We start from the raw sequence: 17,451 nt of genomic DNA, 5'->3' as shown, positions 1-17,451 counted from the left end.
TACTATTCCCATATTTTAATCTAAGTGTTTAGGAGATTGCTAAGAAAATGCTTTGTTTCAGCTTAAACCATTAAGAGCAATAGCTCACCATTGCCATTGCTCTTCTAAAACGTTCTAATTAAGCTTTGTCTGCCCGTACTCTCCATAAAAATCAATCACGGAAGTACCGCTATCGTTTTTTGTTGACCCTATTCTTAATTGATCACTTGCTATAAGAATTCGATTAAACATGTCCTCATCAGTTAAAACAACGACATCATCTTTGTATATATATTCACTGGTAATCTGTTCAATTCTTTGTCTAACATCATAATTATCCACACCAGACCTAACACCAATTATGGTTTATTTTGAAAAAAAAGAACCTGTACTTCCTGGACTCCTTCAATAGCTTCTAGATGATCAATAATTTCTTGGACAGTTCCATCATCGTCTGTGATCCCAACTTGCCCACTGCCATTTCGTTGACCCGTTATCATCCCTTGATCTATTTGACCATTTCCCCCTTTGAATTCTGTTTGACCAGTAACTTGGCCTTCCTGAGTGTTTGTTGTGTCTTCTCCAGTAAACGGTTCATTGACTCCACAACCAACAATTCCACCCAAAAGGAGAGTAGCAATTGAAAGTGATATCATAAGTATTTTCATTATAAGGTACCTTCCTTACTTTTTATACTTAGCTGTTTTCTCAAAATTTGTTGCTTTCGTAAAAATCCCAAAAGCCGGATTTTTACACAAATTACTAAGAATTCACCACTAATTTGTTCAGTAATGCTCTTTTCTTACATAATTTTTTGGCTGATATCTCCATCTTGGGTATTTTTCCGATAATTTTAGGATAGAAAAGCCACAATTTATACGAAAAGAGCCTTATACTTAGAGTAAACGACCGCTCTATTAAAAATACCATTCATATAAAAAAATCCCACTTTGACGTGGGATTTATAATATCAGACTAATTGTACCCGTTTCCACCATATTGAGACTGCGACGATTGGGCATTTTGTTGTCTTACATGCTGTACATCAGTTCCTGAGAATCCATGTTGAAATACAGATTGCGGACCACTGTATTGGCCAAAGTTACTTTGGTGTGTTCCGTAACTTGGTGGCTGTGATTGTTGATAGCTTACATTGCCGTATTGCGGTTGGATAGATTGCATATTTTGTTGTCTTACATGTTGCACGTCAGTGCCTGAAAACCCGTGTTGAAACACAGATTGCGGACCACTATATTGATGAATTTGGTGTGTAGCGTAGCTTGGCTGCTGTGATTGTGAATAGTGACCACCACCAACTTGTTGGTATAACTGGCTATTTTGGTGTCTCACATGCTGAGCTTCAGTTCCTGCGAACCCTGGTTGGAATACGCCTTGAGGACCAGCTATATGACCCATGTTACTTTGTTCATACCCTTGTTGACCCATTTGTTGGTAGCTACCATAACTAAATTGCGGTTGATAAGACTGCGTGTTTTGCTGTCTTACATGTTGAACATCAGTTCCTGAATATCCCGGTTGGAAAACAGCTTGAGACCCACTGAATTGACCAGATGTATTTTGCTGTGCTCCAAAACGTTGGTGCCCTGTTTGCTGATAGTTACCTACACCCATTTGAGGTTGTGCTGACATGGCATTTTGTTGCCTTACATGTTGAACATCAGTTCCTGAATATCCTGGTTGATACGCTTGCTGATTACTAAATTGATTTTGATTATAATTTGTCATATTTGACACCCCCTACAAAGATTATCTGTAAAACAGGCAACAAATATTTATCCAAATCACTTCAAAAACACAAAGTTTTTATGTATAAAAAGGAGCCCAAAGGCTCCTTTGATCATATTATTAGTAGACGCCGTATCCAGCCCCGTGTCCAGGCGCCATCCAACTAGCACCGATAATCACTAGTAAAATGAATAACACCACCAATAAAGCAAATCCGCCTCCAGCAAAACCTCTTCCTGCTCCTGCTACTGCTGTCATTATAACAACTCCTTTGTTTTTTTTGTTTTAACTAGACAATTACATCCTATGTATGACAATCAAACTTTGTATGGGCGGATGTCATAGGTATCTGTGTAGTTTTTAAATTCATATCTCACACATAAATATATTGTTAGTTAAACACAACTTATTTAAAGGATGTGATCGTCTTGTGTAAGAACCAACGCAGTCTAGCGTCAAAGCTAAATGAATTAACATATTCGTTGTTATTAGCTGGATATAAGGTTTGTCCACCAAGTTGGAGTAGAGGAGGTGCGAAGCCGCACCACCATTCACTTTGGCTTGTCACGAAAGGAGCCGGTGAAGTAGTTATCAATGGGCAGAAGCATGAACTCTTACCTGGTAAACTGGTCTTTTATGCTCCTGGCATGGTTTGCGATAAAAAGACAGATCACTCTGATTTTCTTGAGTTTTATTTTGTCCGTTTTACGTATTCGTTGGCTTTTGAGGAAAAAGGAAAGTGGCATTTAAAACAGTCCGAAGAAATCGACTTTCCCCTACAGGGTGTTTATACAATCAAAAATATCTCTTCTGCTGTTCTCTTGTTAGAGAAGATAAATGCACTTTCAAAGCGTCGTGGAGCTGAAGTTGCGTTTGAACAAAAGCTATTATTTCAACAATTATTACTAGCTATTATTCAGGACTTCCATTCCCAGTCCTTATCTGGGGATACAAAACAGGTGATCGAAGCAAGCATTGATTATATGGTCAACCATTACCAAACCAACATGAGTCTAAACGATTTAGCTGAGTTAGCTGGATTAAGTAAAAGTCATTACTCTCGCCTTTTTCGAAAATATATTGGGTATAGTCCGATTGATTATTTAACCCATTTACGGATTGATCGTGCCAAAGAGTTACTGGCTCATTCAGATATACGAATTAAGGAAGTTAGTCAGCATGTCGGTTATGAAGACGAACTATATTTCAGTCGAACGTTTAAAAAAATCGTAGGTGTCTCTCCTACTCAATTTAGTGATGAACAGAAACAAGGCTGACCACCTACGTGATCAGCTCTGTTTTAGCTTTACTAGCCTTTCTTTATTTTGATTAACACATAATTGATAATAGGCACCTTGTTTTGTTAACAATTCCTCATGATTCCCCGTCTCCAAAATTTTTCCTTTGTGTAAGACGATTATCCTATCGGCATGTTGGATCGTCGACAAACGGTGGGCAATGATAATTGTTGTTCTATTTGTGCTAAATTGCATTAACGTTTGTTGTACGGCAGTTTCTGATTCTGTATCTATATTTGCGGTGGCTTCATCTAGAATAAGAACATCGTTATTTGCGATGATTGCACGTAAAAATGAAAGTAGTTGTTTTTGACCAGTCGACAAGACCACGCCTTCCTCACCTAACATCGTTTCATATCCTTGAGGTAACATCTGAAAAAAAGGGTCGATATTGACAGACCTTGCAGCCTTAATAATATCTTCATTACTAACATGGTGGTGATTTAGTCGAATATTATCAAAGACAGTTCCAGAAAAAACAAATGCATCCTGCTGAATGATACCTACTCGTTTTCGTAAATCGTTCAAACGGACATCCTTTATATTAATACCATCAAGCATAATTCTGCCTTTCTGGATATCATAAAACCGATTGATCAGCTGAATAATTGAACTTTTACCAGCACCGGTTGCACCGACAATCCCAACTGTCTCACCAGGCTTGATCTGAAAGCTGATATCAGTAAGTACCCATTCCTCGTTTTGATACGCAAACCAGACATGATCAAAATCGATTTTTCCAGCTACTTTCTCTGGGAGTCTTTTAGGATTATCAGGGTTTACGATTGTTGCATTTGTTTCTAACGTTTCGAAAATTCTTTCTGCTGATGCTAGTGCCGCTTGGATCTGATTAAAACGGTCAGCCAACCCGCGAAGCGGTTCGAAAAACTGTCTCACATAATGCGTAAAGGCATATACCACACCAAATGTTATGGCCCCATCAATGACACTTCTGCCTCCATACCAAACTAACAAGGCAAGAGCGATGTTTCCAAAAAGACCAATTGAAGGGTTAAAGATCGAATTTAACACCGTCTGACGCATCCCAGCCTTGTAATGTTTTTCGTTTAACTCATTAAACTTTTCCAGCTGCTTTTCTTCTCTAGCAAATAACTGAATGACCGTCATCCCAGACAAATTTTCCGCAAGAAAAGAATTTAATCTCGATAAGATTAATCGTAAATAGCGCTGATTGTTTCGTAGGACTCGCTTAAAATAAAAGGTAATGACACCAATGACAGGAATGACGATGAAGCAGATTAATGTTAACTTTACACTCATATATAACATAATGATGATAATTCCTACTAAAATGAGAACTTCTTTTACGAGGTTTACGATTACTTGAGAATATAGTTGATTGAGTGCTTCGACGTCATGGGTAATTCTCGTAACTAATCTTCCAATTGGATTTTGGCGATAATAAGAAATAGGCATTTTCGAAAAGTGCTTAAAGATCTGTTGACGAATATCATAGATGACGAATTGACCTGTGTATTGCAGGGCGTTGTTCTGAAAATAAGTAAAAACCGCTGAAGATGCGAGTAAGATAAAATATAGAACACCTAAGTAAATCAGCCCTTGATAATCCTGTTGCCGGAAAAGGTCAATTTCTTCTGAGGTTAACGAGCGCATTGGTAATGACTGGTCTTCGTAATTTTTAAGCTTATCTACTCCATAAATAAGAAAGTAAGACCCGTTTTCATGGGAAATCACAGCTTTTTCTCCGAAACTAGTCTCGACCTGATCTAGCAAACGAAAATAAACCATCTGATCTAATTCTGTTAACCTTTTATGTTTTATTCCTCCTAGTTCCAACTGTTTTTTCACTTCATTAGAATGTGGTGCTTCAACTGCTATCATAGGTTTGTACAGCCCGTTAATATGTAAGTCAATCGCGACTTTAATAATAAATGGCTGAGCTAAGCTAGCTACAACGATACAACCTGTAAATAGCAGTGATACCAGGAGTAACTTCCAATAAGGCTTTGCAAATGCAAGCATTTGTTTTAACAATTGCTTGTCACTAACGTTTTGATTGTTTGTTGGTTGTTGACGAATATTAATCCCTCCTTCTTCTCATGAGGATCGTTCTTTCATTAGAAGGTTGGTTCATTTTCCTGGCCATTTTCAGTTCCGTCATTTGCTGCATATACATGCTTTCATAAATACCACCATGATCTAGCAAAGACTGATGGGTACCTCTTTCGACAATTTCACCTTTGTCTAGGACAATGATTTGGTCTGCGTCTTTAATCGTTGAAATTCGATGACTAATAATAATGGAAGTACGGCCCTTCATTTCGTTTTGTAATGTTTGCAAAATAAATGATTCTGTTTTTGAATCAACCGCAGAAAGACTATCGTCTATGATTACGATGGGTGAAGGCTTAATTAGTGCCCTGGCAATACTAACTCTCTGCCTTTGTCCACCAGATAACGATAGCCCTCTCTCTCCCATCACGGTTTCGAACCCACTCGGAAATTCTTGTATATCTTCATAAACTGACGCATGCTTTGCTGCTTGAACTACTAGGATATCTTCATAAGGTTTTGGATCAAATGCGATGTTTTCTTTGATTGTTGAGGAGAATAAGAAATTGTCTTGTGGTACATAGGATATAGACGTCCGTAGTTGTTTTAAACGAAGAGAATGAATATCGTGCCCATCGATAAAAATTGTATTTTTTGGTGGATTATATAAACGCAAAAGTAAGTTTACTAGTGTCGACTTCCCGCTTCCAACCTTACCAATAATCGCTAGGCTCGTTCCTTTTGGAATGGTAAGATTTATTTTTTTCAAGGAAAAACTGGTACTTGATTGATATTGAAACGATAGATTGCGAATTTGTAGGTTTCCCTTGACATCAGCAATTGGGAGAACCCCTTCCTCGTCTCTAATTTCGGGTTCTGTCGAAAGTACTTCACGTATTCGTTTGTCAGCTGCTTTCCCCTGTTGTAACAGATTTATCACCTTCCCAATATTTTCGATTGGTGCAATTAATAATGATAAGTACGTATTAAAAGCAACAAATTCCCCAAGAGAAATGCTTCCTTGCATGACTAAAATAGAACCATAAACGATTGACACTAAATAACTTAGTCCGACAATTCCTTGACTAAGTGAGGTAAAAAGGGAATTTGAACGAATGAGTTGTTTATTCACTTCCACATTCTGATCGTTCTCCTGCGTAAACTTGTTTAGTTGCTCTTGCTCTTGAACATATGTTTTTATGATTTGAATACCAGAACAGAATTCTTGTACTCTACTAGTTAACGTTCCAATGGCCTCTTGAACTTTACGAGATTGCCATTGTATTTTTGCTCGAAACCGATACGCGATATAGGTTAAGCCAGGTAATGGTAGTAACACTAGTAATGTTAAAGAAAAATGAATCGTTGCCGCCATCATAATAACCGCAATTGTAATGAGTACAACGGCCTCGACCATCTGAAAAACACCTTGCATCCCAATTTGTCTAAGGATATTCACATCATTGACTGCATGGGCCATTAAGTTGCCGATCTTTTGCTTTTGATAATATTCAGCTGGCAGCTTCTCCCAGTGCTGAAACAACTCTTTTCGTAAATCCCGCTCTAGCATTCTCGACATTCGGAAAATATAAATACGTCCAATTGAACGAAAGATAAAAATCCCAATTCCAACTACAGTAAACCAAAGCGCTAATTCCCATAAAAACGAGACTTCGATTGACCCTTCTTGTATGCCATCTGCGAATTTTTCTAATAAGAGAGGGATGAGTAATTGAAATAGTAAAGAGATCGATAGTAGAATGGCGCCAAGAAGATAATTCCACTTATATTGAAAAAAATGCTCTCTAAATACCGGCCCTTTTCCCATAAAATTCCTCCTTTTCATGGGGAATAGTATTAGATTATCGTACCTTCCGTCCATTCACAATGGATTTCACGCTCATGTTCCATGGATTATTGTGCTATTTTTGTCACTGTGACAATCCGAAATTTCTTGTTTCACTTACAGACAAATAAAAGCGTAGTCTTCAAATTTTGAAGACTACGCTTTTTAAACATTAGCCAAACACGCTTTCTAGATCAACCGCAAAGCCACTTAATACACTTGAAGTTACCTTCCCTTTACCTGTTTTTACACCAAACTGCTCGTACATCCCTTCTTTGTTTAACACGTATACTGTGATTGAATCCAACATTGGGTTTACAATCCAATACTCAGAAACACCATATTTCATATATAAATTTAATTTTGTAATTAAATCATGGGATTGATTTGATGGGCTAAGTATTTCTACAATAAGATTTGGCACACCTTGGTATCTGGTTTCTGTAAAACCGTCCTTATTGCAGATAATACTTAAATCGGGAATAACAATTTTACATCCTTCAATACTGTCTTTTTTGAGTTCTATATCATAAGGTGCTACAAAAACCTCACACGGGCCACTTTCAAGAAAATTTCCAAGTTTCAGTTGAAGACTGCTCGACACTCGTTGGTGTTTTGTAGATGAAGAAGGTGACATATAAACGATACCATCGATATACTCTAATAAAAATTCTGTGTCACTTCTCATTTCAAAGAATTTTTCAATTGAAATCAATGAACCTTTATTTAATGACAAATTTCCCGCCACCTTCCAATTTGACTTTCCATAATTATAGCATAAATCTATTTCTAAGCTAAATTTGTTCTTAGTGATTGTCACTGTGACGCCCTGGTATTATCGCATTCCAAGAAACGTTTCTTTTAAGATGTTGACCACTTGTTGATGTTGTTCCTCTCTTGTGATGAAACTTTGCCCATCCCCTTTTTGAAAACCATAATAACCAAAGTTGGAATGATTGCCTCCATCGATAACAACATAAAGTGTATCTCCTGGTAATAATGCTTTTGTGGTCATGAATTTATCTTCATTCATAACCAGATCTTCTGAGCCCGCAATAGAGATCACTGGCATGTCTAATGACGCTAAATCACTACTATCACTTGGGTACGCCCCTAAGAAGAAAAAGCCGTCAATTTGGGTCTGAGTGTTTGCTACAAATATAGCCGCACTTGCACCACCAAGAGAATGCCCACCAATATACCACGGCTTGCCGTTATCATACGTTTGATATACTTTATCAAATACTCCTGTATTTGTAATAGCTAAATTTATCGGCATTTTCGGTAAGAACACGCGAAAACCATTTTCAGCCAACATCTTACCTAGCACTGCATAAGCCTCAGTCTTCACAAGACCGCCTTGGTAAAACACAAGATTTCCCACAACTTCTCCTTCAGGTTCAAAGATAATGACGCGATTTTCCACTCTAACATTCTCAGCTTCCATAGCCATTAAAGCTTCAGGCATCGGTTGATAAGTTTTTACATTTATAGTCACTATCAAACCAAGGATCACTAAGGTCACTATTGCCATCATCCAAGCGACTATCTTATATAAGCGTTTCCTTCTATTCTTCATGTTCAATAACCATCCTTTTTTTTAGTTAATTTCATTCTACATGAACGTTAGCTTGTATGTGAATTTTAGTAATACGAACTTACGAGTGACATAAAAAAAAGACTCCAAATATAGAGTCTTTGATGTAGTATAGTACATTTCATCTTTTAAGTTATATCTTTGATCAAACGTATTAGGATTCTTGGAATAAAAACGATAATTCTCAAAGCTACTTCCACAAATATCGAGTCTCGAATTTCTATGAATATATTTTTTAGCCTGTTTCTTTCCATCTTAGTCTTTTGTTCATTTTCCATATAAATTTCCACCTATATATTAAGATTAATAATCGTCACAACTGTAGCTGTTAGATATCCAATTTTATGTCTCCCTTAACAAACGTAATAATTGTAACCCATCAGACGGATGCCCACCCAATGAACCAAACCAACGAGGATAGGTAAATGGCATGGCTGTTAGTAAAAAGGTTATCAAGTTAAAGATTATTATTCCATTAATAAAAGTACGAAAATCCCCATGAGAAACCAACTGTATTAGCGATATGAATAAAAAAACAAGTAATAGAGACATCAATGGCCCACCTGCTAGTGCGCAAAAATTTTGTCGTTTATCTAAATTACTATTCCAACTACAATAACCCGAATAAGACCAATGTATATGAAAATGTAGCCTTCCAACGCTGAAATTATGTTTGTTTTTTTCATCCGTGTTCCCCAAGTAAATTCGTGCATGAGATTTTGACGTTAAAACAACTCCAATGCCATGTCCAACTTCATGTAATAAGATGCATAAAGGGATTATCAGAATATAAAATAGAAAATAAGTTATAATTGTTTTCTCCTTTCTTTCTTTCTTTCTTTCTTTCTTTCTCTTACTTAACTACTAGTAATCTAATACACAAGTAAATAAAAACTTACCAATATTATACATAAGTTGGTGTCATTTGTAAGTAAGTATTCTTTTAACATTACCTATACTTTTTTAGCATTGTGGAAAATACGGGTTGTCCTCGATACCCAAAACAATAAAAGACCCCATTTCTGAGGTCAATTGTGAACTTTTTCATTTATAAGAAGAAAGTACTATTCTTATAGTACCGATGGTTATATAATAGAAAATATGTTTTTATAACACGGACGTTTGTTTATTCATTTATGAGATCAGGGAGAAGTTTGCATGCCACAGGAATTATTGATTTACGTAGTAATGGGAGTGTTTGGTTGTGTATTAACCGTTTTTTTATGCTTGTATGGACTATTAAAAGTGAAAGATGCCCCAGGGGGAACTTATTATATACTCTGTACGTTCATGTGTACGATCTTTACAGCCTCATATCTTTTTGAGCTTACTAGTACTTCACTAGAACAAATGAAGTTTTGGTTAGGAATTGAGTACCTTGCTTTACCGTTCATTCCTGTATTTGTTTTATTGATGTGCTTCGAATATGTCGGAAAGAAAATACCAAAACCGATGTATTATTTTCTCATTGGCTTACCACTTACGACAATTTTTATGCACTTTACTAACGATTTTCATCATCTCTATTATTCGTCTATCGCTATGAGGACGGATACGCCCTTTCCTATTTTAGTACTTGAAGGTGGGCCATGGTTCTATGTACATTCCTTTTTTCTATACATTTGTATCGTAGCAAGTATTGTCATTCTGTTTCTTAATTTCCGAAAAAAATCATTTACATTTCGAATGCAAATTTTAATGATGGCAGCTGGTTTATTCACGCCAGTACTTGGGAGTATTCTTTACTTAACTGGTTTGGGTCCATACGGACTTGACTATGGACCACTTTCGATGAGTATCTCTTTTCTTTTTCACGGGGCAGCTCTTGTTTCCTATCAAATGTTCAATGTCGCTCCGATCGCTAGGGAAACAGTCTTTGAAAGTATGCAGGATGGTGTTCTTGTTTTAGATCAAAAAGGAATTATTATCGATTACAATAAAACAATGACTAGTATTTTACCTAAGATCAATACATTTTCAATAGGAAAACCAGTGGAAGATATATTAGAAAAAAAACATCGACTTTACGAGCTTATGATTAACGAACAGGAATGTGATGTTGAGTTCGCAGCAACACACTATCATATCCGTTTTTCTCCCGTTTTGCTGCAAGGAACTATTGTGGGCAAAATCATTACCTTTATTGATGTGTCAGAAAGAGTTCTCCTACAAGAAAAACTTGAAAAATTAGCGAGTATTGATGGTCTAACTCAAGTGTTCAATCGAACGTTCTTTTTCAAAAAAGTAGAACAGACTTTTGATGACCTAAAGCAGCAAGGAGCGACTGTTTCGTTTATCATGTTTGATATTGACCACTTTAAAAAAATCAATGATACGTATGGGCATGAGGCTGGAGACCATGTCATTACTCATGTGATCGATGTGACAAAATCATGTTTACGAGATACAGATGTTATTGGAAGATATGGTGGTGAAGAGTTTGTCATTTTTATGCCACACACAACCGGACAAGTTGCTCTTGAAGTGGCTAATTTGATCCGCAACACTGTTTCTAGCAACACAATTTTTCTAGAAGGGAAGCAAGTGATAGCTACTTCAAGTTTTGGTATTTCAACGGTTGGTTTAACGTTGAGTTCGGATTGTCCGACGATCCCAATGCTAGTAAATCAAGCAGATAAAGCGCTATATCAGGCAAAAGAGAAAGGCAGAAACTATGTTCAAGAGTTTCAGAAGCTAGGTGAACATATAGGTGCCTAATCAAATAAGGCATGTCCCTCCATTTTAGGGACATGCCTTTCATTTATTTTACTTCCCTACCCTCTGTCTTGTAAGGAACTCTTGCAGAAGGCACTTCATTATTTGATAAGTGAATTTCTTGATCATCAAAGAAAATATGAGCACCAAATGCTTTTAGGATACTTTTCTTTGGAGCACCCCCGAGAAAAAACGCTTCATCAATTCGTATTCCCCACGCTCGTAACGTACGAATAACTCTTTCATGGGCTGGGCTACTCCTCGCCGTGACGAGTGCCGTTCGAATCGGGTTATCTTCTTTCAGTTCCTTTTGCAAAAAAGACAACGTTCGTAACAATTTAGCAAATGGCCCTTCCGGTAATGGTTTTCTTGCATTAATCCTTTCATGCTCAACAAACGCTTCTAACCCTTTTTCTTTGTAAATCTTCTCGGATTCATCTGAAAAAAGAACAGCGTCCCCATCAAAGGCTATTTTTATTTCTTTTAAAGGCTCCTCATCATAGGAAGCGCTACTTTCATAGATAAGCCCGGCGGCTATTCCTGAATCAATCGCATCTTGAACGTCTTCTTCATCTGCTGATAGAAACAAATCTACATTAAATGCCTTTAAGTAAGGGACTAATGACCTCCCACTCGTTAGTGCTGCTCTTGTAATATCAACATTGTAATGTTCAATCGAGTTAAAAATACGTAAACTCGTGTCTGGATTGTTTTTAGACATAATAATGACTTCTGTTTTTCTCTCATTATTAACAAGAGTGTTCAAACGAAGTAAACCATTAATAAGACTAAAGCCGATTCCTGGTTTTAACGGATTGTCTTCATTTTCAATTTGGTATTTTGTAAATTCCTCTAATCCTTTTGTTTCAAAAATCTTACTTTCTTCTGTCAGGTCAAATAACGCGCGCGAAGAAATTCCTATCACTAAATAATTTGAAAAATCGTATGGCAAAAATGGTCACCTCATATATAAATATATCTTAATTCTAATAGTAATGAAGAAATTGAGCAAGAATGAATGATCAATCCCCAATTCTTACATCAATGAGGTCCGACATCTTCAGTTCTACCCGATCTCCAAATTGATCAAGGATCTTTAGTGATTGTCTCATTTGATTAAACCCATATACTTTCCCCATGAACGTTTTGTAATAACCATTACTCCAATACGTAAACACTAATGTTGCTTGCTCACGCATCCCCTCACCGATCACCCGTTCGAGCTCCTCAATTTCCTGTTCGTCTAGCTGTGGTTTGGCTACCTTGTACTGATTAGCATAAATTTCTCTGACCATTGCAACGTGTTCTGGCAGCATCATTGAAGTCCATTTAATATTTCCTCTATCGCGTATCGTCATCTTGTCACCTCTTTTATTCCTTTTGACAATATCATTATACAGGAACGTTTGTTCTGTTTTCAAGTGGTGTAGAGAAAGAATGTTCGGTATCCAGCTCAAAAAGAATATTTGAACTCTTTCTACAATTGCTTTCTCTTTAACTCATCTAACGTCTTGCCGCTTTTGTCTTTCCAGTCTGTCCAGCCGTTACTAGCACTTTGAAGAACAAAAGTGGATGCTGCAGAAGGAGTTGGAAACGGTTGATCCTTCATGAAGATGTATCTGCCGTTTTCTTTTCCTAATATTCCTTCTTGAAGAAAGTTCTCTATTTTTTCATTATGTTTTTCTAGCTTATTTTCGAATCCAGGCAAAGCACTACTAGACATTTTAGATCCCTTGTAGATAACAAAGCCATCATCTGTCCATTTGCCAAAAGCTTCGGTATCTCTCCGTGTACAATAAAAAAGCTCCTCATCGTCTTCAAGGACTTCTTCAGTGTTCCCACGGAAGCTTTCAAATATCGGGTAGCCTAGTGTACCTAACAATAAGCTTATCGTTTCAAAGATATCAAACAAGTCTTCTTGTCTCCACTCAGGAATGAAGGGATTTGTGGGGAGAGTTTGGTTAATCGCATAGCGACCAGCACTGACAGCTTCCTTGTAGGCAAGGTGCTCCAAAAACTTAACATCGGCCTTTGTAAATTGATTTTGGATATTATTCGTCACGACTAGTACGGCCACTTTCCAAAAGTCTTTACTGCTATGGTGTTGCTTTAGTCGCTCATATCCTACCTCTGCTTCTCCGATATAAGCTTCAGTACGAGTCTCTTCTTCATTGTTACCAAACAAAAAGTATAAGGAGACATTGTCTACTTCACTTCTATCTTTAACCGTTTTTAATAAGTTTCTAGGGATTAAAATTGCTTGAACAGTTCGATTCGTCACACCAGCAATTTTTACCCCTCTAGGATTTCCGTCAGGTAGAAAAATCTGAATCGTTTTAGCTTTACTTCTCTTCAACTATTTCACCTCTTGTTTTATCATGCCAATTTTTGCTACATATCTATACGAAAAACAGTAGAGCCGGTGCAAGATAAAGTACAAAGTACATAATTTCCAATTTTTTTAAGAAGCTAAACAGGTAATGCATGTATAAAGGAGGACCAAATGAAGACAAAGATGAGACACTTTTTACTAGTAATACTACTATTTGTGTTAACCAGTTGCCAAACTAACCGTATCCAATTGCCCGAGATAGAACATCCTATTGTTTTGTCACATCAGGAGGAAGATCTTCTCACGTTTATTGATGCTGATAACGGGAATGTTTTCACTAATGCTATTTCATATGGAATCACTGATATGGTCCAAACGAGTGAAACTGACATAATCGCTGCAAGCATTAACAATAAATTTCTACTTAGAATTAATCTTCGAGACGGTAGCGTAAAGCCGTTTTTAAATGTCAATCAAGGAATTACCTCTCTTTTTTATAAAGATCCCTTTCTTTACATTACCGATGCGTTTAAAAACCAGGTCCATGTGATTGATATGAGCAACCGGAAAATTAAGGCAAGTATTGATGTCGGTATGTATCCAAATGAAATGACTGCTGATGATGACAGATTGTTTGTGATAAATTCAGAAAGTAATTCTATTTCTGTTATTGATCTAGATAAGCTAAACGTAGTTTTAGAATTTCCTACCTCAAGCCGAAAACCAGATGGGCTTGTGGTAGTGAATGATATGTTGTGGGTTGGTGGGCATGGGGGTGATGGAGTGATAAATAATAGCATCCATGCATACGATCCCAAGACAGGTGAGGAACTTTCTGAAATAATTGTAGGTGTCATGCCCGTAGATTTCTTTGTCGATCGAACCTATTCCTTCCTATATACCGTTTGTCATGGAGAGGATCAGATGTATAAGATTGACCTACGAAGCAACGAAGTGGTTGACCAAATTTTTGTTGGGGAAAATCCTAATTATCTTCGTGGAGATGACAACAACTTATATATAACCAGTGTTGATGATCATTTGTTCTCGATTGTTGATCAAGCTACATTTACCTTAGTTAACCAATTTGAAGTAGCTGAAGGGCCATATGCAATAGTAAAAGTAAACTAATGAAAAAATCGACAGTTGCCAGGCACCTGTCGATTTTTTTTATATTAACTTGTATTTTTTAAAGCTATTATAAAGGCCGTTCTTATCAGGCGTATCCGTTATATCATCGGCTGTTTGTTTCAGTACTTCTTTGGCATTACCCATAGCAATTCCTTCGCTCCTAGAATTTCAGTTGTACAAATTTACGTTTTCCTACCTGAACAATGAGGTTGTCAGTGATGGTCACTTGTAATTGAGTATCTTCTACCTTTACACCATTTAATTGAACACCGCGATTATCAATCATTCTTCGCACTTCACTCTTAGAGCTTAACAACTTTAATTGAACAATAAGATCAACAATGGAAATGTCCGCCTCGCCCTTCCATTCTACCACTGGGATTTCATCTGGCATTGAGCCTTGTTGGAAAACGGCAATAAAGTTCTGCTCAGCTTTCTCTGCCTCTACCTCACCGTGGTACATTCTGACGATCGTTTTCCCAAGTAACATTTTTGCGTCACGGGGATGAAGATCCCCTGAGGTCAACCTAGCTTTGATGTCTTGAATTTGTTCAGGAGTAAAATCAGTAATTAACTCAAAGTATTTGCTCATCAACTGGTCTGGAATTGACATTGATTTTCCGTACATTTCTTGTGGGCTTTCATCAATCCCGATGTAGTTTTTCTTTGATTTAGACATTTTCTCGACACCATCAAGACCTTCTAATAAAGGCATGAGTAGCGCCACTTGTTTTTCTTTACCGAACTTTTCTTGGTAATGTCTTCCCATTAAAATGTTAAAATGCTGGTCCGTACCACCGAGTTCAAGATCACATTCTAACATAACTGAATCGAAGCCCTGCATTAACGGGTAAAAGAACTCATGAAGCGAAATTGGTTTACCCATGACAATTCTTTCTTCGAAGTCGTCTCTTTCTAAAAGTCTAGCTACTGTTATTTTCCCTGCGAGTTGGATGACATCCTCAAAGTTTAGTTTTGATAACCATTGAGAATTGTAATGTAATTCGACTTGATCCATATCAATCACTTTCGCAAATTGTTCGAAGTACGTTTTGGCATTATGCTTTACTTCTTCATCTGTTAACTGTTGTCTCGCGACAGACTTTCCTGTTGGATCACCAATCTTTCCAGTAAAGTCACCAATAATCAATTGAATGACGTGACCATTTTCTTGAAACTGTCTCATTTTGTTTAATACCACCGTATGCCCTAAGTGAACGTCAGGAGCGGATGGATCCAAACCTAATTTTATTTTTAAAGGCGTATTCGTTAAAATAGATTTTGCGACTTTGTTTTCTAGGTCTTCAAACGGTATGATTTCTTGGACGCCTTGACTGTAAATTGCCATTTGCCTCTTTACTTCTTTTACTTGTTCATCATTTAATTGTTCGATAAAATTACTCATTTTCGTTTCCTCCTCATGTAAAATAAATAGAAATAAACCACATCCCAAAAAGGGACGTGGTTGAAATTTGCACGCGGTACCACCCTAATTGAAGGAGAGACTCCTTCCACTTTAACGAATAACGGTTCGTCCGTTCTTTGCGGTTACACAAAGAAAGCTCAGGGAATGTAATTCGCGTTATCTTTGTATCGATTTGCACCAACCATCGACTCTCTAAAACAGGGAGATAACTACTACTGGATTTCCCGTCCTTGCATTTTTATATAAGATTAAAAATCATTGTCACGAATAACTTTTCTTAAAGAAGTTGTCATCCTTTTTTGCTCATCAATTGTTAGACTAGAAACAATCTCTACTTCGTTTTGATGAAACTTTGGATATAGTGCTTCCATGACTTGCTTTCCTTTTGGGGTTAAAGCCACGTACGTAACCCTTCTGTCCCTAGGATCGTTTTTTCTGTAGCATAGCTCTTTTTGTTCAAGAGTTTTCGTTATATTACTTATTGTGGCTTTTGAAACTCCAGCTAATTCAGCTAATTTTTTGGTTTCAACAGAATCCCCTATCCACATGTCATAAAGCATGGAGAAGGCTGTCCAAGATAAGCCATATTCAGATAAGACCTTTTGTTCCATTTTATTACGTAATCCTTGAGCAACACGATAAATATTCGTGACAACAGCTATTGCCTCAAGATTTAACGAATCAAGGGGGATGTTCATCAATCGATTGATCGTATCTATTTCTTCCGGAAGCAGTTCTCCATCGTTATTATATGAATAAATACGCATCACCTCTTCAAATTTTCATAATCATTAGCTATGAAACGATATTATCAGATTGCTCGAGTGAATGCAAGTGGGAAATACAAAAAACATTCCCGTTGAGGGGAATGCATTTCTAGTAGTGATTTATTTTTCCAAATGGGTAATTAATGCGTCTAAATCTTTGGCACAAGCTTTTTTAAAGGTTCCTACCATCAATTTACCGATAAATCTTGAGAAACCAGTCAGTCCATTAATCTCTCCGTTCAAGGTAATCTCAGTAGCGTTATTTGTTGTAGCTAATATGTATGTAAACACAAATTCCCCTTTGCCGGTGGTGCCTTTCGACCCATCACAGCGAAGTATAATTTTGTCTGGTTCCGTGAGTTCAACAACTTCAAAATGTTCTGTAGCTTCTTTCCCGAACATCTTTCTCGTTTCCTTCCACTCACTTCCCACCTTCATCGGACCCTCGTCCAACCTCTCGATGCCGACCAATCCCTGCATCCAGGTTTTAGCTGCATCAAGATCAAGTAATCCTGTGTAAGCTCTTTGTTTCGAAACTCTGGTAGTTCTCTTCACTTCAAAACGTATACTCATCCTAACC

At 37.2% G+C, this 17,451-nt stretch carries 19 protein-coding genes and 1 other annotated feature; of the genes, 3 read left to right on the top strand and 16 right to left on the bottom strand.

Annotation, left to right across the window (positions count from 1 at the left end; all coding sequences use genetic code 11):
- Positions 1–114: 114 nt before the first annotated feature.
- The 4 genes from DS745_RS22175 to DS745_RS22160 all read right to left on the bottom strand — a co-directional run bounded on the left by DS745_RS22175 (position 115) and on the right by DS745_RS22160 (position 1,983).
- Positions 115–321 carry a hypothetical protein gene (locus tag DS745_RS22175; RefSeq protein ID WP_129080421.1) on the bottom strand — a complete coding sequence of 69 codons (207 nt, stop codon included), beginning with the start codon at positions 319–321 and terminating at the stop codon, positions 115–117.
- 17 nt (positions 322–338) lie between these two features.
- Positions 339–647 carry a hypothetical protein gene (locus tag DS745_RS22170; protein WP_129080420.1) on the bottom strand — a complete coding sequence of 103 codons (309 nt, stop codon included), beginning with the start codon at positions 645–647 and terminating at the stop codon, positions 339–341.
- 307 nt (positions 648–954) lie between these two features.
- Complete coding sequence (locus tag DS745_RS25295) at positions 955–1,725, bottom strand: hypothetical protein (RefSeq protein WP_129080419.1); 771 nt, start codon at positions 1,723–1,725, stop codon at positions 955–957.
- A 120-nt stretch (positions 1,726–1,845) separates the two neighbouring features.
- Positions 1,846–1,983 (bottom strand): YjcZ family sporulation protein, encoded by a 138-nt coding sequence (locus DS745_RS22160; RefSeq protein ID WP_129080418.1) that lies wholly within the window; start codon positions 1,981–1,983, stop codon positions 1,846–1,848.
- 170 nt (positions 1,984–2,153) lie between these two features.
- On the opposite strand from DS745_RS22160, the gene DS745_RS22155 reads away from it, so the two are divergent.
- Positions 2,154–3,002, top strand: a complete 849-nt coding sequence (locus DS745_RS22155) for an AraC family transcriptional regulator (protein ID WP_161568351.1) — start codon at positions 2,154–2,156, stop codon at positions 3,000–3,002.
- 12 nt (positions 3,003–3,014) lie between these two features.
- Here the strand turns inward: DS745_RS22155 and DS745_RS22150 are convergent, their stop codons facing one another.
- The 5 genes from DS745_RS22150 to DS745_RS25290 all read right to left on the bottom strand — a co-directional run bounded on the left by DS745_RS22150 (position 3,015) and on the right by DS745_RS25290 (position 9,052).
- A complete protein-coding gene (locus tag DS745_RS22150) occupies positions 3,015–5,039 on the bottom strand; it encodes an ABC transporter ATP-binding protein (RefSeq protein WP_241657907.1) in 2,025 nt (674 codons plus the stop codon).
- Between the two features lie 46 nt (positions 5,040–5,085).
- On the bottom strand, positions 5,086–6,885 hold the full coding sequence (locus tag DS745_RS22145; RefSeq protein WP_129080416.1) for an ABC transporter ATP-binding protein: 1,800 nt from the start codon (positions 6,883–6,885) through the stop codon (positions 5,086–5,088).
- A gap of 190 nt (positions 6,886–7,075) precedes the next feature.
- The gene (locus tag DS745_RS22140) at positions 7,076–7,639 is read right to left on the bottom strand and encodes a Uma2 family endonuclease (RefSeq protein WP_129080415.1); all 564 of its coding nucleotides are present in this window, start codon (positions 7,637–7,639) and stop codon (positions 7,076–7,078) included.
- A gap of 99 nt (positions 7,640–7,738) precedes the next feature.
- The gene (locus DS745_RS22135) at positions 7,739–8,482 is read right to left on the bottom strand and encodes an alpha/beta hydrolase (protein ID WP_129080414.1); all 744 of its coding nucleotides are present in this window, start codon (positions 8,480–8,482) and stop codon (positions 7,739–7,741) included.
- Positions 8,483–8,842: 360 nt separating this feature from the next.
- Positions 8,843–9,052: a hypothetical protein gene (locus tag DS745_RS25290; RefSeq protein WP_241657906.1), complete on the bottom strand. Its 210-nt coding sequence runs from the start codon at positions 9,050–9,052 to the stop codon at positions 8,843–8,845.
- A 606-nt stretch (positions 9,053–9,658) separates the two neighbouring features.
- Between DS745_RS25290 and DS745_RS22125 the strand changes: the two genes are divergently transcribed.
- Complete coding sequence (locus tag DS745_RS22125; RefSeq protein WP_129080412.1) at positions 9,659–11,218, top strand: histidine kinase N-terminal 7TM domain-containing diguanylate cyclase; 1,560 nt, start codon at positions 9,659–9,661, stop codon at positions 11,216–11,218.
- Positions 11,219–11,261: 43 nt separating this feature from the next.
- Here the strand turns inward: DS745_RS22125 and DS745_RS22120 are convergent, their stop codons facing one another.
- The 3 genes from DS745_RS22120 to DS745_RS22110 all read right to left on the bottom strand — a co-directional run bounded on the left by DS745_RS22120 (position 11,262) and on the right by DS745_RS22110 (position 13,571).
- Entirely contained in the window at positions 11,262–12,167 is a 906-nt protein-coding gene (locus DS745_RS22120; protein WP_129080411.1) for a 5'-nucleotidase, read from the bottom strand.
- Positions 12,168–12,237: 70 nt separating this feature from the next.
- Complete coding sequence (locus DS745_RS22115) at positions 12,238–12,573, bottom strand: YolD-like family protein (RefSeq protein ID WP_129080410.1); 336 nt, start codon at positions 12,571–12,573, stop codon at positions 12,238–12,240.
- 119 nt (positions 12,574–12,692) lie between these two features.
- Positions 12,693–13,571 carry a GIY-YIG nuclease family protein gene (locus DS745_RS22110; RefSeq protein ID WP_129080409.1) on the bottom strand — a complete coding sequence of 293 codons (879 nt, stop codon included), beginning with the start codon at positions 13,569–13,571 and terminating at the stop codon, positions 12,693–12,695.
- Positions 13,572–13,718: 147 nt separating this feature from the next.
- On the opposite strand from DS745_RS22110, the gene DS745_RS22105 reads away from it, so the two are divergent.
- A complete protein-coding gene (locus DS745_RS22105; protein ID WP_129080408.1) occupies positions 13,719–14,678 on the top strand; it encodes a YncE family protein in 960 nt (319 codons plus the stop codon).
- A 39-nt stretch (positions 14,679–14,717) separates the two neighbouring features.
- On the opposite strand, the gene DS745_RS22100 is transcribed toward DS745_RS22105, so the two are convergent.
- From DS745_RS22100 to DS745_RS22085, 4 genes are all read right to left on the bottom strand, one after another.
- Complete coding sequence (locus tag DS745_RS22100) at positions 14,718–14,822, bottom strand: hypothetical protein (RefSeq protein WP_129080407.1); 105 nt, start codon at positions 14,820–14,822, stop codon at positions 14,718–14,720.
- Positions 14,823–14,838: 16 nt separating this feature from the next.
- Positions 14,839–16,083, bottom strand: coding sequence for a tyrosine--tRNA ligase (tyrS, locus tag DS745_RS22095; protein ID WP_129080406.1), 1,245 nt, complete (start codon positions 16,081–16,083; stop codon positions 14,839–14,841).
- Between the two features lie 47 nt (positions 16,084–16,130).
- Positions 16,131–16,344 (bottom strand) — a binding site (T-box leader).
- A gap of 8 nt (positions 16,345–16,352) precedes the next feature.
- Positions 16,353–16,871 carry a MarR family winged helix-turn-helix transcriptional regulator gene (locus DS745_RS22090; protein ID WP_129080405.1) on the bottom strand — a complete coding sequence of 173 codons (519 nt, stop codon included), beginning with the start codon at positions 16,869–16,871 and terminating at the stop codon, positions 16,353–16,355.
- A 120-nt stretch (positions 16,872–16,991) separates the two neighbouring features.
- The gene (locus DS745_RS22085) at positions 16,992–17,444 is read right to left on the bottom strand and encodes an SRPBCC family protein (protein ID WP_129080404.1); all 453 of its coding nucleotides are present in this window, start codon (positions 17,442–17,444) and stop codon (positions 16,992–16,994) included.
- Positions 17,445–17,451 lie beyond the last annotated feature (7 nt).

This window comes from Anaerobacillus alkaliphilus, assembly GCF_004116265.1.
Lineage (GTDB): Bacteria > Bacillota > Bacilli > Bacillales > Anaerobacillaceae > Anaerobacillus > Anaerobacillus alkaliphilus.
This window is presented reverse-complemented; position numbering and strand designations above follow the sequence as displayed.